Genomic DNA, 23,967 nt, shown 5'->3' on the forward strand with positions numbered 1-23,967 from the left:
CATTAAATTAAAGTCAATGAATATATTTAATCAACATCAGGCGAAATATATTTCTATTATTATAAAAAATATATGATTAATAATACGCATTGATTGCACTTTTATTTTTGTTATTACCCGTAACATAGAAATACAACTCATGCATTAAATTGAAAATTTAACTTAAGTCAGGTTAAGGTAAAATTTATTTTTCAAGACGCAGGCAGCCAAAGACAAAAAAGAAATGTCTTATACATTATGTTTATTCATCGGTCTAAATGGTATGCCCTTCATCTTTCAGAAAAAATAAAGGGCAATATGCAGTTACTTATGAGAATGAGGCCATAGCCACGCAGCTCCGCGCACTCCACTGGAATCACCATGCAGCGCTTTTTTGATAGGTGTTGCACACTCGCCACCAAACACCCACTCGCTGACTAAGCCGGGCAGAGTCTGATAAAGACGATCAACGTTACTCATACCACCGCCCAAGACAATAACATCGGGATCAAGTAAGTTAACGACCTGTGCCAGTGCCCTCGCCAGACGTCTTTCATAACGCTGGATAGCCAGTTCTGCGATTTTCTCCCCTTGTGCCACGGCCTCCATGATTTCATGGCCTTTTTTATGTATACCACTGGCGCGGAAATAATCTCTCATAAAGCCGGTTCCCGATACAAACATCTCAGTACAACCGGGTTTACCACAGAAACAGCGCACCTCTTCCTGATATGCACGATCTTCATCGTTCATCCACGGCAATGGGTTATGACCCCACTCTCCAGCCAGACCATTGCCACCTGCATGGACTCTGCCATCAAATGCCAGACCCGAGCCACAGCCCGTCCCGACAATAACCGCAAATACCATTTGTTTACCTGCCGCCGCACCATCAGTCGCTTCTGATACAGCCAGACAGTTCGCATCATTGGCAACCCGGACTTCACGACCCAACAGGGCAGAAATATCTCTGTCCAGTACCTGATCATTCAGCCAGACAGAATTGGCATTTTTAACTTTTCCGGTAAAAGGTGAAATTGCACCCGGAATACCAATACCGATTGTTCCTCTCTGGCCAGTTGCCTGTTCTGCGTCTGCTATCAAACCAGCAATCGCAGCCAAAGTCTGCGGGTAGTCATTGCGGGGAGTATCTACCCGCTTACGAAACAGCTCTTTTCCCTGATCGCCCAATGCGATCACTTCAATCTTGGTTCCACCAAGATCAATACCTATACGCATAGCTTACCTTTTTCTCTGTGGTTAACCGTTAGCTGAATTTTTCAGCCTAACTGGATCGTGTTGTTACAGGATCATTGCCTGAGCAGCATTAACAATCAAGAACTATAACGTCACTTTGTTTTAGGAATTGGACGTTTGTTTTCAGAATTGTGCATAACCAACAAAAAGAAAACCTACAAAACGACGGGTATGAATTTCTAGGGCTTCACCACATGATTCGTTATCATGCACAGCTACGCTTTTCAAATAACGTTTATATGACGTTCGTCACAATGCATAAATATGGGGTAACCGCATGTTATGGTTCAAAAATTTAATGATTTACCGTTTAAACCGAGAAATATCGCTTTCTGCGGATGAACTGGAAAAACAATTAAGCCCATTGGCATTCACCCCATGTGGCAGTCAGGATATGATGAAAACAGGCTGGGTTCCGCCAATGGGTGCTCATGGTGAAGCACTAACGCATGCAGCAGGTAATCAGATCCTGATCTGTGCACGCAAAGAAGAAAAAATGTTGCCTTCTCCGGTTATTAAACAGGAACTTCAGGCCAAAATTGCCCGTCTGGAAGGAGAGCAACACCGGAAATTAAAAAAAACCGAGAAAGACTCGCTGAAAGATGAAGTGATTCATACTTTATTACCAAGGGCATTCAGCCGTTTCAGCCAGACTTATATCTGGATAGATACTGTTAACCATCTGATTATTGTCGACTCCGCCAGTGCCAAACGCGCTGAAGATAATCTGGCATTACTCAGAAAAACGCTGGGTTCATTGCCTGTCGTTCCTCTGACGTTTGCGGATCCGATTGAGTTAACATTAACTGAATGGGTTCGCTCAGGAGACCTGCCTGCGGGTTATGCACTGATGGATGAAGCAGAATTGAAAGCCATTCTGGAAGAAGGCGGAGTTATCCGCTGTAAAAAACAGGAGTTGGTATCTGACGAAATAGCAACACACATTGAATCCGGGAAATATGTCACCAAACTGGCGCTGGACTGGGAAGAGCGGATTCAGTTCATGCTGTCAGATGATGGCTCTTACAAGCGTATAAAGTTCAGCGAAACATTACGTGACCAGAATGACGATATTGATCGTGAAGATATCGCCCAGCGATTTGATGCCGATTTTACGCTGATGACGGGTGAGTTAAGTGCACTGATAAAAAATACGATTGATGCACTGGGTGGTGAAGCAGAAAGGTAATATACACTTCGTCTTTCAAGCTGCCTCTTTGTTGGCCACACTCGCTCACCCCAGTCGCATAGTTATCTATGCTCAGGGGATTTGCTCCTTTGCCGCCGCGATGCATCTTAAAATCCATTGTGTATAGACGGATCTAACTGATTAAAGTCTAATTAATATTGGGTAGAGCCTCAATGACAGCACCATTGAGGCTCATTACTTCAGCTATTATCAAAAACGATATACTAGGCCAACACCCATTACGTTATCAGTATTAAGCTTAGTTGCTTTTGTGAAAGCATTATCTTTCAGAAGATTAATCTGATATTCAGCATAGGTACCCAGATTTTTGTTGAAATTATAAGATGCACCGACAGAAATATACTTCACCAAATCTTCAGAATTTTTGTTCGTTAACAAATTATTCTCACCCAGATCCTTACCTAAATCCTTACCTTTGGAGTAAACATAAGCAATCCCCGGGCGCAGACCAAAATCAAATTGATACTGAGCGGTTAACTCAATGTTTTCAGTTTTGTTTGCGAACATCACGCGGTTATCCACTGAGCTGCCGAATCGGGTCAGGTTACGAGCTTCTCCATACATAGCGGCCAGATAAACGTTATTTTTATCGTATTTTGCTGATACCAGCCAGGCTTCTGCTTTGTTCCCTTTTGCCAGCACCTTAGCTGATGCAGTACCGTTTTTCTGATCTGTAGTACGGTTAGAATTGCCATAAGAAGCCGCTACAGTAAAACCATGCCCCAAATTATAGGAGCTGGAAAGACCAACACCATCACCATTTTGCCGCGCAATATCATTACGGGTATTTAGGGTTCCGCCATCATTCTTAGCCTGATATTGCAGGGCGAAATTCAAACCGTTTACTAATCCGAAAAAGTCAGTATTACGATAAGTTAACAGCCCTGTTGCACGACCCATCATGAAGTTCTCAGTGGCGGCCATACTATCCCCACCAAACACAGACATCATATCTGTCAGAGCGTTAGCATCATAGACAACACCAAAGTTACGCCCATAATCCAGTGTGCCGTACTCACCCAGTTTAAAACCGACAAAAGCCAGACGCGTTCTTGCAAATTGGCTACTTTCAACTTCAGTTCTACTGGCACCCATATTGAATTCCCAGCGCCCGTACCCGGAAATAGAATCTGTAAGCTGGGTAGTTCCTCTAATACCAATACGACCAAAGGAATTATCCCCTGCTTCTTTGCTTTTTGATTTAGCAAAATAACGTTGAACTTCAGCTTTGCCATATAAATCTATTTTATTACCATCCTTATTATAAATTTCAGCCGCATTTGCAGTCCCAGTTATAAAACAAGCCGGAATTGCCATTGCTATTGCCATTGCTATTACGTTGTGTTTTGTCATTATTGTGGTCCTCACATGTATTGTTATTTACCTTTTGCCACCGCCAAGAAATACACTTTCTAAGAAACACTTATTCAATAAAGAAATTTCCCAAAAGATTAATTAGGCGGATTAACATTTAGCAATCTTTGTTACTTTATGGTTAATTTTGTAATTAGCAATAGCGATACTAAGATCCAATTTAACCTTTTGCTAACAAAATTTATCCAAAAGTGCTATCCTGTGAAGCAGGTCACGTAATGAGCAGAGATTCAATACTCTAATAGCATCAATTATGTCAATTAATTATTAAAAACAGTAAGTTATAAAAAATCAGGCCAGTGATGAAAAAGAGACGATATAACCCTAAACAGCATTTTTCACTGTTAAGTATTATGGGCTACATGATAATCACTTATTGTAAATATTGACAACTGCCGGAGAGTTCTGTATTTCGTGGAAATTAGGATATTTCTTTTTATTTCGAGGGGGCATTCCTTATATTTTCAAATGAACAACGCCAATCCAGTACAATAAATATTAACAACCTATAAGGTGCTAAAATGGCAGAAAACTACCCGCGAGCACGAGGCAGACCAGCAATTCCGGAATCAGAAATACGCCAAAAAATTCATGATATTACTCTTTCTCTCTTGCTAAATCAGGGCTATAACAAAACAACCATGGATGTTATTGCCCAAAAAGCTAAAATCGCCAAAAAAACACTCTACCGTTTTTTTAAAAACAGAGAAGAACTAATTGAGCAAGTTGTATTAGACTGGCAAGATAATTCCCCTCCATCTCTAACCAAAAATGCCAGTACTTCCCATCAAGTGATAATATTATTAGAAAAATATTTAAAGGATATTTCTGATAAGTATTTGTCTGAAAATGAAGTGGGGTTATTTAAATTATTACAGTCTGATTTCCCTCATCGCAATACATTACTGGAAAAGTATCAAAAAAGCGGTATCGAAAACAGTAAGGTTATTTTGGAAAACTGGTTGAACAATCAACATGAACGAGGAGTATTGAATAAGTTTAATTATAATACTTTCAGCGAGCTGGCTATTTCCATGGTTATTGCAGAGCCATTAAGGAAAATGGCATTAGGGCTGGTTCCGCCTTTACCAGAAACAGATGTTTCACCACAGATTACGGCAATAATAAAATTAATATCTGTTGAGTCAGATAAAAAATAAACCTTTCCATTCTAATTTTATTTCACAGCAAAAGAATTGGCGTTGAGGTTATAATAAAACTCAACGCCTGCTTTTTAATAATTAACAAAATCCTCATCTTTCAATATCAACATTATCACCTAATCTGATGAAGATTCTCCGAAACTGTTCAAAGCAAGTTATTTTATTTAACTGATTAATCATTTCATCCTGACTGAAAACATCCAATAACGCATCATAACACTCCGCAAAACACGCCCTGTCGATTCTGTTTATCGCAATTAAAAAAACAACATGTACACGCTCACTTTCCCCCCAGAGAATACCTTTTGGGCTGATAGCGACTGCAACACCGGTCTTTATCGCATCCATCTTTGCTGAATGTGGTAATGCCAGAATACCAAACGCAGTTGAAGACGCACTTTCCCGCTGATAAACATATCTGACAAAATCGGCCTCAGTATAGCCCTTTGCAAACATAGTCTGGCAGAGCACACCGATAAGTTCATCCCTATGCTGAAAAGCGGGTTCAAACCAGAACAATCCCGGTTCAAAAAACAGGTCAAAATTACGTTGTAGCGCCCTTCTTTTCCTGTTCGCATTAGCGATATCAATTTTACCAAGCAACTGTGCACGCCTATCTCGCATCTGAAAAGGAGATATACACACTGTTTCATATTTATGACTGGAAGGAATATTTATAGTTGTAATCAATAACTCAAATTCAAAACACGCTAGTTCAGAAGGCTGTGATATTATTTTAATAATATTTATTTCATCACCAAAATCACGTAATAACTGTTGGTATATTTTGTTTTCAATTCCCTTATAGCCCGGGCATAAAAGTACTGTCTGTACTTTGTGACCTTTAGTTTTTTGTCGTTCAAATTCAGCACCAACATGTAAAGCAAGAAAAGAAATCTCATCTTCATTCAGTTTCTTGCCAAAAAACTCATTTAATTGTAAGGAAATAAAAACAGCAATATCAAAAACAGTACGACACTCTTTTTTTATCATATCCAACATAGGGTTTCTGGTATGAACATTGTGCTGCAAGCGTGTTTTCAGACCTGAGATGTGCAAACAGAATAATGAAATAAAATCATCTGTTGCTAAATCAATCAGATAATGCTCCGCCACCGATTCAGCGACCTGTCTGGAAAGCTGATATAAATCCGATTTATCTGATTCAATTAATTTACTGTCTCCTGTCTGAGTGATATTGGTATTGATTTTCAGTAAGGTGTAACAAAAGTTTCTCTCATTCTCTGCTATAGGAATATTAAAAGCATATTGTAATCTTTCACACAGCTCTTCTGTTATTAACCTCAATCCCTGATTTTCTTCTATAAAGGACAATTGATTTTTTAAATACTTGCCATAACTTAATCGCTTGAGCAGTATCAAAAAACGCAGCACAAGATTTGTATATGAGAGTTCATAAATGGAGTGGCCTTGATTATTAAAGACCTGCGTAATAATATCAGATATAGTTTTAACCTGCTGTTCCCCGAATAATATTACCAGTTTTTTCAAATCCAGCGTTCTGTAGTCTGCCTGCTCCATGATGGTATGATAGACTAACTCCCTTAAGTCCAGCTCAGAGCCTATAATTTCAAAGCGATTATTTTTGCATAAAAACCTGACATTGAATTTTTCAAAAGAGCCATTCATTTTATATATCAATGATTTTAAAGTTGAATCACTGATATATAAACCGGCACTGAGATCATAAATTTTATTACTTTGTCTGGATAACAGAAAAGACTTAATCAGATAACACGCTCTTTCCTGATAGGTTCTAGGAAAGTCACTGAGTTTTTGCTTCAATTTAAGATTTGAATCAGATGATAAAACATACCCTGAACGGCTGGAGATAATGATTTGACTCCTGTAGGATTCATTAATTTCCATCACATAGCTTTTGATGGTTCTGATTGAAACATTTAAGACCTGAGATAATTTAACTGCTAAAGTCGGGTTATTTTGTTCCATTAAATAATTCAATAATTCTTTCTGCTTAGGCCTTAGCATTATAACCCCCTATTAAATAAAAAAGTAAAACGTCAAACTTACAGATTCAGTCAATTAAAAAAACAGAAAATTGCCCTCCTGAAGTGAAAACAGATAATTGAATATAAAATCAAAATTGAAGATAGTAGTTTATATATCCGAAAACAAAAATCAATTAGCGACAAAATAATGAGGAGTTTATATGAAAAACGTTTTTATTATGTTGTGTTGTGGTGCCGGTATTTCCAGTGGAATGCTGGCTACAAAAACCAGAAATGCTGCCAGAAAAAAAGAATTATCCGTTACTGTTGAAGCCAGAAGCGAAAGCGAAGTTACTGAGTATTTTTCAGTAATTGATATTTTATTTCTTGGACCTCATTACGCCTCCCAACAAGAAGAGTTCCAGAAACATGCTGATATTTATAATATTCCCGTCATTGTTGTACCACAAAATATCTATGGAAAACTGGATGGTGAGGCATTGCTGGAATTAGCCATATCCACACTAAACAAATAAATTGAATCATTAACCTTATTATTTACAGTACCGGGGTTTTTTATTTACATCCAATTAATGGAAGAGAAAATAATAAAGAGAGATGCAAAATGAAAGCATTTATGTCGTGGTTATCTGATTCATTTGCACCAGCGATGCAAAATTTCACTAAACGACCATGGGTTGCTGCTATTTCTGGTTCCATGCAGAAAAATATCCCGTTTATTTTAGCGGGTTCACTGATATTTTTTTATAATGTATTTCGTTCTTATCTTCCCTTTTTACCCAATCTTGGTCGAATAGCTGAATATTCTTTTGGCATGCTCGGCTTAATTACAGCGTTTATGATTGCCAATCAGATGATGGAAAAACTTCATCATTTTCGGTATACCCTGATTGCCGGCCTGACATCCATTTGTGTTTATATGATGTTCATTAAGCCAGAGTTTTCTGACGGTAATATGATTGTCAGTTTTGAACGATTCGGCCCTGCGGGAATTTTACTGGGGATTGTCACCGGCCTGTTTGTTTCCTATCTTTTCCACTTATACACAAAAATAGGTTTTCTGAAAGACAGTACTCTACCTGATTTTGTCACTGGCTGGATACACGCCATTATTCCAATTCTGCTTTCTATCGGAGTCGGAACATTATTAGTATTTACCCTTGAGATTGATATTTTCTCCCGTCTGCTTTACCTCTTTTCACCTATTGCGGCATTCGGTCAGACACTACCGGGCTTTATACTGATGGCATTAATTCCGGCTATTGCATTCTCAATGGGGATTTCAGTCTGGACATTTACTGGCCTGCAAATGCCTATTTTTATGCTTGGTATCAGCACCAATATTACTTTGGCAGCAGCAGGTCAGGCTCCGACCAATATTGTGACTTATGAAACCATGTATACAGCGGCGTTGATCACAATGGGTGGAACCGGTGCCACTCTCGCACTGAATCTTTTAATGCTGTTTTCAAAATCCAGAGATCTTAAGGCAACAGGTTATATCTGTATCGAGCCTTCGTTCTTCAATATCAATGAGCCACTGGTGTTTGGTACACCAATTGTTCTCAACCCACTGCTCATGCTGCCAATGTGGATTAATGCGATCACCAGCCCAATTATTATCTGGGTGTTTATGCGCTCCGACTGGCTGAATATCCCTGCCAAAATGATTCAGGTCGGTCAAATACCCGCTCCGTTTTCCAGCGTCATGATTACTGAAGACTGGCGGGCGATCATCTGCTATTTGGTGCTAATGGCCGTGTTCCTCGTGACCTGGTATCCCTTCTTTAAAGTGTATGAGAAAAAACGTATTGAAGAAGAAAACCTCAACGCAGCATAAGCGACTCTACTACAAGGAAAAACAATCATGAATAGTGAGGAAAATATCTTAATTGCTATTTCTATGGAAATTATTCTCGATGCAGGTAATGCCAGAGAAAAAAGTGAAAAAGCAATGAAATTCGCTCGTAATGGCGATTTTGAAAATGCTCGCATATATATGGAAAAAGCACGAAAGATGATGTTGTCAGCTCATCAAACACAAACTGATGTTATTCAAAAAGAGACTCAGGGCGATGATATTAAATTGAGTCTGCTATTTATTCATGCTCAGGATACGTTAATGACGATACGTAGCGAGTTACTCCTGAGAGAAGAAATAATTGATTTATATAAACACATTAAAAATGTGAACGATAATAAAGGAAAAAATCATCATGACGAAAGATAACACGCTATTTCCTGAAACTTTTCTTTGGGGTGCAGCAACCAGTGCTTATCAGGTTGAAGGTGCGGCAGAAAAATATGGTAAAAAATTATCCCAGCAAGATATTCTCAATAATAAACCAGGGTTAGCTGATTCCCATATTACCAGTGATCATTATCATCGCTACAAAGAAGATGTTGCATTAATGAAAGAACTGGGATTAAAAGCCTATCGGTTTTCTATCGCATGGTCGCGTATTTTTCCTGATGGTATCGGGAAACCGAATAATGAAGGTGTACAGTTTTACCATAATCTTATCGATGAATTATTAGAAAATGGTATTACACCAATCCCAACGCTTTATCATTATGATATGCCAATGGCTTTGGTGGAAAAATATCATGGCTGGATTGACAGGCAAAGTGTCAATGATTTTGCTTACTACGCTGAATTTGTTATCAGAGAATATGGTAAGAAAGCCAAATACTGGCTGACGATTAATGAACAAAGCATTATCGTACAATTCTGGACGAAAAAATGTTTTATCCCTGAACAATATCTCGATAATGAACAGATTAAATATCAGATAAATCATCACATGAATCTGGCTCATGCCATCGCCTGCAAATTAGTCCATCAATGGGTGCCGGAAGGTCAGGTTGGTGCAGCATTGGGATATTCAGCCATTTATCCGCTGACCAGCAAACCAGAAGATAATCTGGCGGCACAGAATGCCAATGATCTGCGTAATTACTATTTCACCGATATTTATTTGAAAGGGGAATATAATCAATCCGCTTTGATTTACCTGAAAAATCAGGAGATGGCACCTAATATCGAAGACGGTGATATGGTGTTAATTAAAGAAGGATACTCTGATTTTCTGGCTCTCAATTACTATTGTAGCCATGCAGCCGCTGCCGCACCAGAAGGTGCTCAGAGACGTATGGATGGTTTTAATCCGACAGGCATCAAAGGGCAAATAGACGGTTATGAGATCCAGCCTGATTACTATCAGATCCACAAAAACCCACAGCTTGATACTACTGATTGGGATTGGACGATTGATCCGCATGGGCTTGAGTATCTGCTACGCGATTTATATACCCGTTATCAAAAGCCATTAATGATCACTGAAAATGGATTTGGTGCTGATGATATTCTGGCATCTGACGGCACTATTCATGATAGCTATCGCATTGATTATTTAAAGCAGCACCTACAGGCGATTAAACGGGCAATGGATTCCGGCGTTGTCGTACTTTCCTATAACCCGTGGAGTTTTATTGATCTTCTTTCCACCAGCAATGGCTACAAAAAGCGGTATGGTTTTGTTTACGTTAACCGCACTGATGACGACCTCAAAGATCTCGCTCGTTATAAGAAAGATTCATTTTATTGGTATCAGAACGTTATCCAGACACGTGGTGGTTCATTAACTGAATGACGAAGGGATAGATAAAGTCATGATCGAATATTCCGTAATAGTAACAGCCCCTTCGGGGCTACATACCCGGCCTTCGGCACAACTCTGTAATTTAGCTAAGACTTATAGTGGCACAGTAGAAATTATCAGAGGGGATAAAGTCGCTAATTTAAAAAGCATGTTCAAAATTATGTCGATGGGAATTAAAAATGGCATGGAAATTATTGTTCGGGTAGAAGGAGAAAACGAAGAGGAAATGGCGAAATCCGTTGTTGATCTTATTCGTAGTATTAAAGAGTAAACTTCATTGTTTATTTATTGGAAATAAATTATGGTCTCTTTTGATGAAATGGAAAGTATTGCACACCAGCTTATTTCTCCGACGCAATTAAATAAATATATTAAATATGGTCACGTCGCTGCGGTCATTCAGTGTGACTCCGGCCATATTTATACCGGAGTGAGTATTGATACTTCCTGTTCTATGGGATTTTGTGCAGAGCATGGTGCCATCGCCGATATGATAAAGCATGGAGAAAATCGGATAATTAAAATTATCGCAGTTAATAAATCCGGCGATATTATTCCTCCCTGTGGTCGCTGTCGGGAATTTATCAGCCAGATAAATCGGGAGAATATACACACCAAAGTGAAAGTTAATAAAGAGGTGGTTTTACCATTGCGTGAATTATTGCCGTTTGACTGGAAAAATATGTAAAAAGTTTTATTTTTAATAAATATCAGATAGAAAAAACCTGCCCGAATTTATTATTCGGGCAGGTTTTTTATTCATACAGAATTAATTTTGTAGCGTTTATTTCGCCTCTACCGCTTCCATTCCGACCAGTCCTACTTTGAGGTAGCCTGCTTTACGCAAAGAGTCCATGACACTCATCAGAGTTTCATAATCCACGCTTTTATCCGCCTGGAAGAAAATCGTGGTTTCTTTATTGGACTGAGTTGTCTGATCCAAGACTGAAGAGAGCGAATCACGATCAACCTGTTGATCACCAACAAATAACTGGCTGTCTGCTTTTACCGTCAGAAAGACCGGTTTCTCCGGTCGTGGCTGTGGTTTGGCTGTTGATGCCGGTAAATCAACCTTGATATCAACGGTTGCCAGTGGTGCGGCCACCATAAAGATGATCAGCAGCACTAACATGACATCAATAAAGGGTGTGACGTTAATCTCGTGTAATTCACCGCTATCGTCCAAATCTTCATTAAGACGTATTGCCATAATTAATTACCTTGCTTCTGCTTTATCAGTTTTTCTGTCAGCCAAATCAAGATCACGACCAAGCAACAAAATTGCCTGTGCCGCAGTATCACCAACCTGCCCACGGTATGATGAAATAACACGGGCAAAAATGTTATAGATAACAACCGCAGGAATTGCAGCGACCAGACCCAGTGCGGTTGCCAGCAGTGCTTCTGCAATACCCGGAGCAACAACGGCAAGGTTAGTGGTTTGTGAATGGGCAATACCAATAAAGCTGTTCATGATCCCCCAGACGGTTCCGAACAGGCCGACAAACGGTGAAATTGCACCGATAGTTGCCAGATAACCGTTTCCACGCCCCATATGACGGCTGATTGCAGCAACTGCGCGCTCCATACGGAATGAGGTGCGCTCTTTTGTGCCGTCTTTATCGGTACTTTCAGCAGATAAGCTACGCTCAGTCTGTGCTTCGCTCAGTAACAGGCGGCTAATGCTGTTCTTACCGAAATCCGAGGAGATTTTTACTGCTTCATCCAGACTGGCAACATCAGCTAAAGCCAGTTGTTCTTTACGTAAGCGGCGACGCGCTATTAACAGTTCCGATCCTTTAGAGAAAAAGAGTGCCCATGTAATAATAGAGGCAATCACCAGACCAATCATGACGCTTTTTACGACCGCATCAGCATTCTGATACATACCAAAAACGGAAAGATCCGTCGCAAAACCGCTGGACAGGCTTTCTGTTTCTGCCGCCACTGTGGTTTCTACTGCACCAGCTTCTGTTATTTCAGTAACTTCTGTAGTGACTGTTGGCTGTTCTGCCGTCGCTGCCTCGCCCGTTTGCTGCGCTTCACCTTGCTGTGTCTCTGTTTTCACTTCACTTGCCTGTGGAGCCACGGAAGATACCGGTGTTACCGGAGCTGCTACCTGAGTGGCAGCCTGATTTTCTGGCGCGGTAACCGCTGTAGTTGGTGCAGTATTAGCTGGTGCAGTATTAGCTGGTGCGGTATTAGCTGGTGTAGTATCAGCCCATGCTGAACCTGTTAACCCGAGTGCCAATAGAATAGAAGCTGTCAAATTACGCATCAGTTAGCCTTACTCTCTTTTTTATAGATTCTGTTACTTAGCAGTGAATCGCTACTCATCTTGCTAATCCTGATATATCTGTCGTCTTTCAAGCCGCCTCTTTGTTGGCTGAATCTCGAAATCGATTAGGTATATGTTTTATCACTTTTTGCCCAGTTTCATGTTTTTCATCACATAAGGGAAAAAGTCCGTTCCAAATGATATCAGACATTGCGCGATTTGATAGTAATTATCATTACTATTTAATAAAAAAAGTGGTAATAAAAAGGGGTTATCCCATCCATTTTTTCTTTTTTACCGTTCTCACTCACCTTGAATTTTTGTCAAGTTGTAAGAATCCCTTTGTAAAAAACCTGACTATTCTTTTAAGTTGCTAATGATTATTTAAGCAATCGTGATGAGTCAGGGGGAGGGTTATATGTCAGAAAAAAAATTAGAAACCAGACTGGTGGAAGTCGGGAGAAAGCGTAAATACACACAGGGAGCGGTTAATCCTATTATCCAGCGCACTTCATCCGTCATTTTCAAGACGGTTGATGATATGAGGCATGCGATAAAAAACCGGGCTAACGGTGAGCTGTTTTACGGGCGCCGCGGCACTCTGACGCATTTTGCTTTTCAGGAAGCAATGGCTGAACTGGAGGGTGGAGTGGGCTGTGCTTTGTATCCTTCGGGTACTGCCGCTATTACCAACAGCATTCTGGCATTTGTAGAAACAGGTGACCATGTTCTGCTAACCGGTACAGCTTATGAACCGACTCAGGAATTTTGCAAAAATATTCTTAAAAAGATGCAAGTCTCCACTGATTATTTTGATCCTCGGCTCGGTGAAGAGATTGCCTCACTCATTCAGCCAAACACAAAAGTCATCTTTCTTGAATCCCCCGGTTCTCTCACTATGGAGGTTCAGGATATTCCCGCTATTGTACAGGCGGCCAGACGAGTTAATCCCGATATCGTTATTATGATCGATAATACCTGGGCTGCGGGTGTTCTTTTCAGGGCACTGGATTTTGGTGTCGATATTTCTATTCAGTCCGCGACAAAATATATTATCGGCCATTCAGATGGCATGCTTGGTACGGCTGTCGCCAATCAACGCTGTTGGGATCAATTACGGGAAAGCTCTTATTTGATGGGGCAGATTGCTGATCCTGACACCGTTTATTCTGCAAATCGAGGATTACATACTCTGGCTGTCCGCCTAAAACAGCATGAAGAAAGCAGCCTGATCGTTGCTAAATGGCTCTCCCAACGCCCCGAAGTCGCTGAGGTTTATCACCCTGCGCTACCTTCCTGTCCCGGTCATAACTATTTCCAACGCGATTTTACGGGTTCCTGCGGGCTGTTTTCTTTTATGCTGAATGTCAGCCTGACTCCCGGACAGCTCTCTGACTATCTGGATCATATGCATTATTTTAAAATGGCATTTTCCTGGGGAGGGTTTGAATCACTCATTCTGGGCATTTCTCCTGAGTCACTGGCAATCCTGCGTAATTATAATTTTCCCCAAAAAACGGGGACGTTAATTCGCGTGCATATCGGACTGGAAGACCCCCAGGATTTAATAGATGATCTGGATGCTGGCTTCTCCCGCATTGCATTGCGTTGAGTTAACTGTATTTATTTTTATATTCTTCATTTTACAGGTGCCTCTTTGCTGGCAGCTCCCCTCGCCGCCACAACGCATCCTGTAATCCATGATGTGTATATGCTGAATCAAATCAACTATCCTGCTGTCGTTTTGCGGTACACTGGAACACATGGACTTGTATGATTAATTCGATTGTATGACACTGGTTGTACAAAAATTGTCATAAAGATATTGTACCGAAATTACAGGATAAATATGGAAACGTTAAGCGGGATCGTGCAAGCGCTTTGGCAGCATGACTTTACCCTACTCGCCAATCCCGATGTCATCTGGATTATTTATGGTGTTATCTTCGTCACACTGGTATTGGAAAACGGTTTATTGCCTGCCGCATTTCTGCCCGGTGATACTCTTTTGATCCTCACCGGAGCTTTAATTGCCAAAGGTGTCATGGGATTTGTTCCGACTGTCATATTATTGACGATTGCAGCCAGTCTCGGGTGCTGGCTGGGGTATTTACAGGGGCGCTGGCTGGGACATACCCGAATGATCAAAAACTGGCTAGCCCAGCTTCCGGCAGAGCAGCGCCAACGGGCGAATGTCTTATTTGCCAAACACGGTTTAACGGCATTGCTAATTGGCCGTTTCCTCGCTTTTATCCGTACACTTCTACCCACCTTCGCAGGTATTTCCGGTCTGAACAGCAAACGCTTTCAATTTTTTAATTGGTTAAGCGGCTTCTTATGGGTCATCATAATTGTGAGTTTTGGCTATGCCCTGAATCAGATACCCTTTGTTAAAGCGCATCAGGATTTGGTCATGAATATTTTGATGATCTTACCTGTTATTCTGTTAATCAGCGGACTAGGTGCTTCGCTATTGATGTACTGGCGTCATAAAAAAGCATCATCACACAAAAACAAATGAGCATATCGGTTATTGACCGCTGTTCCCAAAATCACACTATTTTTTCTAACTATTAACTTATCAACAAAAAAATTAAACAATCCGAGTCCACTCAGACAAGCATCATATAGCCAATAATCTGGCATTAAGATACATGATCCTGCATAGAGTGGACTCTATCACTGCAATAAACCAACATAACTCAATAACCGAATGTTAAGACATGGGAAAAGTTTTTGTTATTCAGTTAGTAAGGATTGTTGTTATGCAAAACTTCACACTACACACTCCAACCAAAGTCATTTTCGGTAAAGGGCAGATAGCCCAGTTACGCAATGAAATACCTCAGGATGCCAGAATATTGCTACTTTATGGTGGTGGCAGTATTAAGAGTAATGGCGTTCTTGCTCAGGTTTATGCTGCACTGGAAGGTTATTCCGTTGAAGAGTTCGGCGGAATTGAACCAAACCCTGCCTATGAAACACTTATCAAAGCGGTGGAATATATACGCCATCACGATATCAATTATTTACTGGCTGTGGGTGGCGGCTCAGTCATCGATGGCACAAAATTCGTTGCTGCTGCGGTTAATTATCCCCATGAAGATTTATGGGAAATTTTGACAACTGGCGGTGCAAACATTACCTCTGCACTTCCGTTCTCATGCGTTCTGACGCTACCCGCCACAGGCTCTGAAACAAATAATATTTCGGTGGTCAGCCGCCTGAAAACACACGATAAGCAACATTTTGTATCACCTTTTATTTATCCTAAAGTCGCTATTCTCGATCCTGAAGTCACTTATTCCCTGCCTCCCCGCCAAACCGCAAATGGTATTGTTGACGCATTTATACACACACTGGAGCAATACCTGACTTACCCTGTTAATGCAAAAGTACAGGATCGCTACGCCGAAAGTTTGCTTCTCACATTACTGGAAGAAGGGCCAAAAGTACTCAAAGATCCCAGAGATTATGATGCGCGGGCCAATATTATGTGGACGGCAACTCAGGCCCTCAACGGGCTTGTCGGTGCAGGCGTTCCACAGGACTGGGCAACCCACATGCTGGCACATCAGTTGACAGCTTTTCACAATTTAGATCACGCTCAGACACTGGCGATTATTTTGCCGCATCTCTTACAGGAAAAGCGGGATACTAAACACGCAAAACTTCTGCAATATGCTGAACGTATCTGGCATTTCACGGAAGGAACGGAAGAACAGCGCATTAATCAGGCAATCCATGCCACTCGTGAATTTTTTGAAAGTCTCGGTGTAAAAACCCATTTCTCTGATTATCAGCTTGATGGCAGTTCTATACCGGGAATGATCCAAAAACTAGAACAGCAGGGTTTGGTTGCTTTAGGTGAACACCAGGATATTACGCTTGAAGTTAGTAAGCGGATTTACGAGGCGTCCATCTGATATTCCAAATCTGGAGGAGGTAAGAATGGGTCAGCAGACAATTATTAAACTCGTTGACGGAAATCTCATGCCGCAATTAGGAATTGGAGTCTGGCAGGCGAGTAATGAACAGGTTGTTAAAGCCATCGGTACCGCGCTGAATGTGGGTTATCGCTCTATTGATACAGCCGCGATTTATCACAATGAAACAGGCGTCGGAAAAGCGCTGCGGGAAAGCGGTATCCCACGCGAGGAAGTTTTTATCACAACTAAGCTATGGAATGATCGCCATCAGGATGCCAAAACCGCACTGCAAGAGAGTCTGGATAGATTACAACTGGAGTATATTGATCTCTTTCTAATTCACTGGCCGGTTCCCCAGCAGGATAAGTATGTTGAAACATGGAAACAATTTATTGAGTTAAAAGAATCGGGGCTCGTCCGCAGTATCGGGGTATGTAACTTTCATATTGAACATTTGCAGAAACTATTTTCAGAAACAGGCATTGTGCCTGCTATCAATCAAATCGAACTGCATCCCCTGATGCAACAGAGGCAACTGCATTCATGGAATGCCACTCACCACATTATCACCGAGTCCTGGAGCCCGTTATCCCGGGGCGGTAAAGGTGTTTTTGATCATCCATTAGTTGAAAGTCTGGCAATTAAATATGATAAAACACCTGCTCAGATTGTTATCCGCTGGCACCTCGACAGTGGCATGATTGCTATTCCTAAATCAGTAACGCCTTCCCGCATTAAAGAAAACTTTGATGTTTTTGATTTCAGGCTGGAGAAAGAGGATCTGACGATTATGGCTGGATTGGATATTGGTAAACGCCTTGGCCCCAATCCCGATACTTATAATCTGACAGTCCTCAATTTAGGATGATACTCATATAAAACCACCGAATGATCTGCCTTAATAAACGACGAAATCGTTCCTCCAATCAGGCCTGAATTCTGTTTTATACAGAGTTCAGGCTGTTTAAATATGCTCATATCTGATGTTAAATTATACTTTGGTTAATAGACACAAATATTGCCTACGGTTTGATTAAGGAGTGCTTATGTGGAACATATCTCCGCAAAGAGGGTATATGCAGTATCTGGCAACGTTTATGTCGCCGATAGAAGCGCATATTATTCGGGGCAGAATGCTATCAGAAGGTATCTATGCCCAAATACTAGATGAAGGAGTGGTATGGAATACTTATATGTGCTCCCATGCTTTTGGTGGTGTGAAGCTGCTGGTTCATTATTCTGAGCATCAACGTGCTGAAAAAATACTTTCGGGTATTTATGATAATCAATATTTATTAGACGAAAAAAATGCAGAAATTAAAGACCCGGTTCTAACCCAATCAATTCCCCCTTCATATGAATTAATAAACATGACATTAGTTATATTATTATTTCTGATATTTGGTGTTGCATTACCCTTAAAATTTAATCACTGAATACTAATATTGGATAAAAAAGCAGAATATTCCTATATTCTCGCAGTGAGAGTAATAATTAAAAAACTCATTAACATTATAGGAAATATAAATAATAACTATATTTAGTATCTATATATAAAGTGAGGTCTATCTTTACCCCATCACTTTAGATAAAGCAAAAATAGATTGCACAGCAGAAAAGGAAAACAAGAGTAATAAAAGGAGAAACGTTTATTTATAGTGATACTCAGAAAACATTTTCATGGTGAAATTTTATAATACCGGAGTAAATGATAATGACTTACATAATAATTTCTTTATTCATGCTTATCCCTTTTTTCTTTTTAATAAAGCACCTTTTATTATCACATCATATTTATCACAATGTTTCAGGAATTATACTGACAATTATGGCTATTTCTTTTCATATGTATGTTTTTCGTTTTGATCACATTCCGCTGCTCAGTTCAGCCCTACCACATCACACCATCATTTTTTACGGTTCAATAGCGGCAGCACTGTTACATTGTGTAATTTATTCCATTTGCGTCAAGTTGTATCACGATAAATAGCGGTAAGGAACAGCGCTGTGTTTGGCCTCATTTTGGTCAGCAGACCATTTTGATCGATACAGCACCGTTTCTTTTCTACCCGAAAAACTATTTTTCAAAGCACTTTTTATTTAAATAGCCTTTATACACAATGGATTTCAAGATGCATCGCGGCGGCAAGAGAGTGAATTCCCGGGAGCATAGATAACCGTATGTTTATAAAAACGGTGACCGGGGTGAGCGAGCGCAGCCAACAAAGAAGCAACTTGAAAGACGAAGTGTATATTTAAATAAAGGGAGTTCTGGCGCCAATACCAGTTAACGGGTAGATTCATCTTCTTTATTATTTTCATCCGGTGATTTGGTTTTGGCAGTCAATAAATAAGGGGATTGCTGCCAACGGCTGGGAGCTAGCTGTAATAAATTATGAGCAAGAATAAAGCCAATCGCCAGAGCTAGTAACAACATGACTCTGAGCAGATTAGTTGTATTATCCACTTGCTTGGCTTCTGTTGCCAATCTGTGTGTATCCAGAGTCAGGCGCAGAAAACCTTTCGGTTTATTTTTCCCCGGTATAGGAACCACAATTTGCTGATTGAAATAACTACCCGCTTTTTTTCCATCCAAAGATAACCGCTCCCGAACAGAAACCAATTCACCACTCCGCGCAACCAGTATTCCGTTCTCCAGATAAACACTGGCATCGAGAATACGACTTTTGTTGGTTAAATAGTTCAGGTTATCCATAATTTTTTGATTATTGGCTTCCTTACTGCCATTCTCCATATCAGCAGACAGGCTGAATGCAACCTGTTTTGCCAGTGTCTTTGCCAGATCTTCAAACTGATCCATATGGGCCTGTTGTTGTGAACGGCTAAAATAGGATACCCCCTGCATCAGCAAGACCAATAATGCTATACATATTAAGATAATTGCGGTTTTGTGCAGTCGAAATTTTAGTTTTGCTTTACTCATAGTTATCCCACCTAATGCTCGTTACATTCCATGTTGCCAGATGCAGTAGTGATAGGATAGTTTGAAAAGCATTTTTTGCCTGCCCTATTTATTACATGGAATTACAGGAGTCGATATTCATGTCTAACAATCTGGCCTATCGTTACTTACCCGATGAAATCCATAAATGGCCGGGATTACCACTATCTCTCAGTGGAGATGAAGTCATGCCACTGGATTACCGAGCTGGGGACAGAGGCTGGCTGTTGTATGGCCGCAATCTGGATAAACAGCGGATCAGTGATTTTCAGCATCGTCTGGGAGTGGCTATTGTTGTTGTTTCCTCATGGCGCATTGATGATTATCAGGTTGTTCGCATTGCCGGCAGCTTGTCGCCGCGTATCAAACGACTGGCAGATGAGTGCTGTCTGGATGTTGTTCCGTTAGGACAGATCCCGCGTCTGCGCTCACCCGGTTTATTAGTCATGGATATGGATTCAACTGCCATTCAGATTGAGTGTATTGATGAAATTGCACAACTGGCTGGTGTAGGTGATAAAGTTGCTGAAATTACAGAGCGGGCCATGCAGGGAGAGTTAGATTTCTCAGAAAGCCTGCATCAACGGGTTGCCCAACTGGCTGGTGCTGATGCCGCAATATTGCAGCAAGTCATGGATACTCTGCCTCTTACATCCGGTTTAACCAGCCTTGTCCGCAAACTGCAATCCCTCGACTGGCATGTTGCCATTGCCTCCGGCGGCTTTACTTTCTTCGCTGATACTCTGCGCAAGCAATTACGTCTTTTTGCCTCCGTTGCCAACCAACTAGAAATAAAGGACGGCAAATTAACCGGCAAAATTAAAGGGCCAATCGTTGATGCGAAATACAAAGCCACTACATTAATACGGCTGGCAAAAGAGCTGGATATTCCCCTTAGCCAGACTGTCGCCATAGGCGATGGTGCCAACGATTTAAAAATGATCCGCAAGGCAGGTCTGGGCATTGCCTATCACGCAAAACCAAAAGTGTACACCCACGCTAAAGTAGGTATTCGCCATGCGGATTTAATGGGCGTCCTGTGTGTTTTGAGCGGTGGCCTGAAACACGAAGAACGTTAAAATTATTTTAGTGGAAGTATAGGGAGAATAGAGTGGCAAAAGCAGCAAAACGGGCATTTGTCTGTAACGAATGTGGGGCAGATTATCCCCGCTGGCAGGGGCAGTGTACTGCATGTCAGGCATGGAATACCATCACGGAAATCCGTTTAGCCGCGGCGTCCTCTCCCCGCAATGAACGTTTCAGCGGTTATGCAGGGGATACCGGAGTCAGCAAAGTACAAAAACTTTCTGAAATCAGTCTGGAAGAGTTGCCCCGATTTTCTACCGGATTTAAAGAGTTTGACCGAGTGCTGGGTGGAGGCGTCGTTCCCGGTAGCGCTATTTTGATCGGTGGTAATCCTGGAGCGGGGAAAAGTACCCTGTTACTGCAAACCATGTGCCTGCTATCTGAACAAATGAAAACCTTATATGTCACCGGTGAAGAATCGTTACAGCAGGTCGCCATGAGAGCACACCGGCTAGGCTTACCGACAGATAAACTGAACATGCTGTCAGAAACAAGTATTGAGCAGATTTGTCTGATTGCCGAGCAAGAGCAGCCTAAGCTGATGGTTATTGACTCCATTCAGGTTATGCATATGGCCGATATTCAGTCTTCTCCCGGCAGTGTGGCACAGGTCAGAGAGACAGCAGCTTATCTGACCCGATTTGCCAAAACGCGGGGAGTTGCCATCATTATGGTCGGCCATGTGACTAAAGATGGCTCTCTGGCAGGCCCTAAAGTACTGGAACACTGTATTGACTGTTCAGTGATGCTCGATGGTGAAGCCGATTCCCGTTTCCGAACTCTCCGCAGCCATAAAAACCGTTTCGGTGCAGTTAATGAGCTGGGTGTATTCGCTATGACTGAACAGGGGCTACGGGAAGTCAATAACCCTTCTGCTATCTTTTTAAGTCGTGGTGATGAAATTACTTCCGGCAGTTCTGTCATGATTGTCTGGGAGGGAACTCGTCCCCTGCTGGTGGAAATTCAGGCACTGGTCGATCACTCTATGATGCCTAATCCACGCCGGGTCGCTGTGGGGCTTGAGCAGAACCGGCTGGCCATTCTGCTGGCAATATTGCACAAACATGGTGGTTTGCAAATGGCTGATCAGGATGTCTTTGTTAACGTCGTGGGTGGTGTGAAAGTGACAGAAACCAGCGCCGACCTTGCTTTACTGCTCTCTTTAGTGTCCAGTTTCCGTGACCGTCCTCTGCCCCGTGATTTGGTTGTCTTTGGTGAAGTCGGGCTGGCAGGAGAAATCCGCCCTGTTCCCAGCGGTCAGGAGCGTATTTCAGAAGCGGCTAAGCATGGCTTTAAACGGGCAATTGTGCCCTATGCCAATATGTCCAAAAAATCATTACCTGACATGAAAGTATTCGGCGTTAAAAAATTGTCAGATGCTCTGTCTGTTCTTGATGATCTGGATGATTAATATACACCTCATCTTTCAAGTTGCCTCTTTGTTGGCTGCACTCGTTCACCCCAGTTACATAGTTATCTATGTTCCTGGGGATATACTCCTTTGCCGCCGCGACGCCCCTTGAAATCCATTATGTATAGCCCGATAAAAGGCCAGTTTTGTTTTTACCTTTCCCTGTTGGCATGCTATGTTGTTTAGTATACTAAACAACATAGGGGGTTATATGGTGCAGTTTGACTATTTAAAAGAGGCAATTAAACAGGCGAATCACACTTTACAACAAGTTGCTGATGCAAGTGGCATGACGAAAGGCTATTTAAGCCAGCTCATTAACGGCAAGATAAAAAGCCCGAGTGCACAGAAATTAGCATCTCTTCATCAACATTTAGGATTGGCGTACCCTATGGAAAAGAAAACTATCGGTGTTGTGTTTGGTAAATTTTATCCGTTACATACTGGGCATATCTATTTGATCCAGCGAGCATCCAGCCAGGTCGATGAATTGCACGTTTTTCTCTGTTACGATGAATTACGGGATCGGGAGTTGTTTATCAACAGTTCCATGTCTCAGCAACCTACCGTCAGTGATCGCCTAAGATGGTTGTTACAAACATTCAAATATCAGAAAAATATTCATATCCATTCTTTTGATGAACAAGGTATCGAACCCTACCCAAACGGCTGGGAAAAATGGAGTCAGAGCGCAAAACAATTTATGTCTGCAAAAGGCATTAACCCTCAGTATATCTATTCCAGCGAAGCACAAGACGTTCCTCTCTATAAAGAGCATTTTGGCATTGAAACCATTCTTGTCGATCCACAACGTTCATTTATGAATATCAGTGGCAGCCAGATACGGCAGGCGCCTTTCCGCTATTGGGAATATATTCCAACAGAAGTAAAACCTTTCTTTGTGCGTACGGTTGCCATTCTCGGAGGCGAATCCAGCGGGAAATCCACACTGGTCAATAAACTGGCCAATATGTTTAACACAACCAGTGCGTGGGAATATGGGCGTGAGTATGTATTTTCCCATTTAGGGGGAGATGAGATGGCGCTGCAATACTCTGATTACGATAAAATAGCTTTAGGTCACGCTCAATATATTGATTTTTGTGTAAAATACGCAAACAAAGTTGCTTTTATTGATACTGATTTTGTCACAACACAGGCATTTTGTAAGCGCTATGAAGGGAAAGAGCACCCCTTCGTTCAGGCTCTGATTGATGAATATCGATTTGACTTGGTCATCCTGTTAGAAAATAACACCCCTTGGGTCGCTGACGGGTTAAGAAGCCTGGGAAGTGAGCAGGATCGTAAAGCGTTTCAGCAATTGCTTGAAAGTATGTTGAAGAAAAATAATATTGATTATGTATGTGTTAACTCACCTGATTATGATCAACGTTTTCTTCAGTGTGTAGAACTGGTTCAGGAAATGTTAGCGTCTTAACAATTGTTCATATTCTCCAAAATAAATTTCAAGTTGCAGCAACCGAAAATAAACAATTATACCGGGCGGCAACTTGAAAGATTAAAGAATATATACTATTAGCCTAAACTGTTATTAGCGTAATGTTTAATTAAAATGATTTATTTTCTATAGCAATTTTCGTTATTTTATGTTTTATTCTCGATTGTACTCTAATTAAATGTTTCGTTTAGTTATTTTTACAATAG

General features: G+C 41.2%; 22 protein-coding genes. 16 read left to right on the plus strand and 6 right to left on the minus strand.

Annotated elements, in window-relative coordinates; translation table 11 throughout:
• Nucleotides 1–303: 303 nt before the first annotated feature.
• Nucleotides 304–1,218, minus strand: a complete 915-nt coding sequence (mak, locus tag AACX38_RS17260) for a fructokinase (protein WP_228865022.1) — start codon at nucleotides 1,216–1,218, stop codon at nucleotides 304–306.
• 295 nt (nucleotides 1,219–1,513) lie between these two features.
• Between mak and rdgC the strand changes: the two genes are divergently transcribed.
• The gene (gene rdgC / locus AACX38_RS17265; RefSeq protein WP_099120707.1) at nucleotides 1,514–2,425 is read left to right on the plus strand and encodes a recombination-associated protein RdgC; all 912 of its coding nucleotides are present in this window, start codon (nucleotides 1,514–1,516) and stop codon (nucleotides 2,423–2,425) included.
• Between the two features lie 210 nt (nucleotides 2,426–2,635).
• Here rdgC and AACX38_RS17270 read toward each other — a convergent pair whose 3' ends face one another.
• On the minus strand, nucleotides 2,636–3,799 hold the full coding sequence (locus AACX38_RS17270; protein WP_228865023.1) for a porin: 1,164 nt from the start codon (nucleotides 3,797–3,799) through the stop codon (nucleotides 2,636–2,638).
• 542 nt (nucleotides 3,800–4,341) lie between these two features.
• Between AACX38_RS17270 and AACX38_RS17275 the strand changes: the two genes are divergently transcribed.
• On the plus strand, nucleotides 4,342–4,980 hold the full coding sequence (locus tag AACX38_RS17275; RefSeq protein WP_099120704.1) for a TetR/AcrR family transcriptional regulator: 639 nt from the start codon (nucleotides 4,342–4,344) through the stop codon (nucleotides 4,978–4,980).
• A gap of 93 nt (nucleotides 4,981–5,073) precedes the next feature.
• On the opposite strand, the gene AACX38_RS17280 is transcribed toward AACX38_RS17275, so the two are convergent.
• Nucleotides 5,074–6,993 carry a BglG family transcription antiterminator gene (locus tag AACX38_RS17280; RefSeq protein WP_228865024.1) on the minus strand — a complete coding sequence of 640 codons (1,920 nt, stop codon included), beginning with the start codon at nucleotides 6,991–6,993 and terminating at the stop codon, nucleotides 5,074–5,076.
• A 181-nt stretch (nucleotides 6,994–7,174) separates the two neighbouring features.
• Between AACX38_RS17280 and AACX38_RS17285 the strand changes: the two genes are divergently transcribed.
• The 6 genes from AACX38_RS17285 to AACX38_RS17310 all read left to right on the plus strand — a co-directional run bounded on the left by AACX38_RS17285 (nucleotide 7,175) and on the right by AACX38_RS17310 (nucleotide 11,324).
• Nucleotides 7,175–7,489 carry a PTS sugar transporter subunit IIB gene (locus AACX38_RS17285; protein WP_228865025.1) on the plus strand — a complete coding sequence of 105 codons (315 nt, stop codon included), beginning with the start codon at nucleotides 7,175–7,177 and terminating at the stop codon, nucleotides 7,487–7,489.
• Between the two features lie 89 nt (nucleotides 7,490–7,578).
• Nucleotides 7,579–8,814: a PTS transporter subunit EIIC gene (locus tag AACX38_RS17290; protein WP_228865026.1), complete on the plus strand. Its 1,236-nt coding sequence runs from the start codon at nucleotides 7,579–7,581 to the stop codon at nucleotides 8,812–8,814.
• Between the two features lie 27 nt (nucleotides 8,815–8,841).
• On the plus strand, nucleotides 8,842–9,204 hold the full coding sequence (locus tag AACX38_RS17295; protein ID WP_228865027.1) for a PTS lactose/cellobiose transporter subunit IIA: 363 nt from the start codon (nucleotides 8,842–8,844) through the stop codon (nucleotides 9,202–9,204).
• Nucleotides 9,191–10,627: a glycoside hydrolase family 1 protein gene (locus tag AACX38_RS17300; protein WP_228865028.1), complete on the plus strand. Its 1,437-nt coding sequence runs from the start codon at nucleotides 9,191–9,193 to the stop codon at nucleotides 10,625–10,627. Before AACX38_RS17295 ends, AACX38_RS17300 begins: the two co-directional genes overlap by 14 nt.
• Before the next feature lie 19 nt (nucleotides 10,628–10,646).
• On the plus strand, nucleotides 10,647–10,907 hold the full coding sequence (locus tag AACX38_RS17305) for an HPr family phosphocarrier protein (protein WP_099120696.1): 261 nt from the start codon (nucleotides 10,647–10,649) through the stop codon (nucleotides 10,905–10,907).
• Between the two features lie 30 nt (nucleotides 10,908–10,937).
• Nucleotides 10,938–11,324, plus strand: a complete 387-nt coding sequence (locus AACX38_RS17310; RefSeq protein WP_228865029.1) for a cytidine deaminase family protein — start codon at nucleotides 10,938–10,940, stop codon at nucleotides 11,322–11,324.
• A 96-nt stretch (nucleotides 11,325–11,420) separates the two neighbouring features.
• Here the strand turns inward: AACX38_RS17310 and exbD are convergent, their stop codons facing one another.
• Both exbD and exbB read right to left on the minus strand, forming a co-directional pair.
• Nucleotides 11,421–11,846: a TonB system transport protein ExbD gene (gene exbD / locus AACX38_RS17315; RefSeq protein ID WP_099108776.1), complete on the minus strand. Its 426-nt coding sequence runs from the start codon at nucleotides 11,844–11,846 to the stop codon at nucleotides 11,421–11,423.
• Nucleotides 11,847–11,852: 6 nt separating this feature from the next.
• Nucleotides 11,853–12,914 (minus strand): tonB-system energizer ExbB, encoded by a 1,062-nt coding sequence (gene exbB, locus AACX38_RS17320; RefSeq protein ID WP_228865030.1) that lies wholly within the window; start codon nucleotides 12,912–12,914, stop codon nucleotides 11,853–11,855.
• 418 nt (nucleotides 12,915–13,332) lie between these two features.
• Between exbB and metC the strand changes: the two genes are divergently transcribed.
• From metC to AACX38_RS17345, 5 genes are all read left to right on the plus strand, one after another.
• Nucleotides 13,333–14,526 (plus strand): cystathionine beta-lyase, encoded by a 1,194-nt coding sequence (gene metC, locus AACX38_RS17325; RefSeq protein ID WP_228865031.1) that lies wholly within the window; start codon nucleotides 13,333–13,335, stop codon nucleotides 14,524–14,526.
• 237 nt (nucleotides 14,527–14,763) lie between these two features.
• Nucleotides 14,764–15,435, plus strand: a complete 672-nt coding sequence (locus AACX38_RS17330) for a DedA family protein (RefSeq protein WP_099108779.1) — start codon at nucleotides 14,764–14,766, stop codon at nucleotides 15,433–15,435.
• Nucleotides 15,436–15,679: 244 nt separating this feature from the next.
• On the plus strand, nucleotides 15,680–16,840 hold the full coding sequence (yqhD, locus tag AACX38_RS17335) for an alcohol dehydrogenase (RefSeq protein WP_228865032.1): 1,161 nt from the start codon (nucleotides 15,680–15,682) through the stop codon (nucleotides 16,838–16,840).
• A gap of 25 nt (nucleotides 16,841–16,865) precedes the next feature.
• Entirely contained in the window at nucleotides 16,866–17,711 is an 846-nt protein-coding gene (dkgA, locus tag AACX38_RS17340; protein WP_228865033.1) for a 2,5-didehydrogluconate reductase DkgA, read from the plus strand.
• A 208-nt stretch (nucleotides 17,712–17,919) separates the two neighbouring features.
• Nucleotides 17,920–18,279, plus strand: a complete 360-nt coding sequence (locus AACX38_RS17345; protein ID WP_228865034.1) for a DUF2007 domain-containing protein — start codon at nucleotides 17,920–17,922, stop codon at nucleotides 18,277–18,279.
• 851 nt (nucleotides 18,280–19,130) lie between these two features.
• On the opposite strand, the gene AACX38_RS17350 is transcribed toward AACX38_RS17345, so the two are convergent.
• Complete coding sequence (locus AACX38_RS17350) at nucleotides 19,131–19,787, minus strand: YtjB family periplasmic protein (protein ID WP_099120684.1); 657 nt, start codon at nucleotides 19,785–19,787, stop codon at nucleotides 19,131–19,133.
• 119 nt (nucleotides 19,788–19,906) lie between these two features.
• Here AACX38_RS17350 and serB point away from each other — a divergent pair, with 119 nt between their 5' ends.
• The 3 genes from serB to nadR all read left to right on the plus strand — a co-directional run bounded on the left by serB (nucleotide 19,907) and on the right by nadR (nucleotide 23,740).
• Nucleotides 19,907–20,884, plus strand: coding sequence for a phosphoserine phosphatase (gene serB / locus AACX38_RS17355; RefSeq protein WP_099120683.1), 978 nt, complete (start codon nucleotides 19,907–19,909; stop codon nucleotides 20,882–20,884).
• A 32-nt stretch (nucleotides 20,885–20,916) separates the two neighbouring features.
• Complete coding sequence (gene radA, locus AACX38_RS17360) at nucleotides 20,917–22,302, plus strand: DNA repair protein RadA (protein ID WP_099120682.1); 1,386 nt, start codon at nucleotides 20,917–20,919, stop codon at nucleotides 22,300–22,302.
• A gap of 211 nt (nucleotides 22,303–22,513) precedes the next feature.
• A complete protein-coding gene (nadR, locus tag AACX38_RS17365) occupies nucleotides 22,514–23,740 on the plus strand; it encodes a multifunctional transcriptional regulator/nicotinamide-nucleotide adenylyltransferase/ribosylnicotinamide kinase NadR (RefSeq protein WP_099120681.1) in 1,227 nt (408 codons plus the stop codon).
• Nucleotides 23,741–23,967: the final 227 nt, after the last annotated feature.

The sequence above is a fragment of the Xenorhabdus sp. PB30.3 genome, assembly GCF_963895965.1.
Classification (GTDB): Bacteria; Pseudomonadota; Gammaproteobacteria; order Enterobacterales; family Enterobacteriaceae; genus Xenorhabdus; species Xenorhabdus stockiae.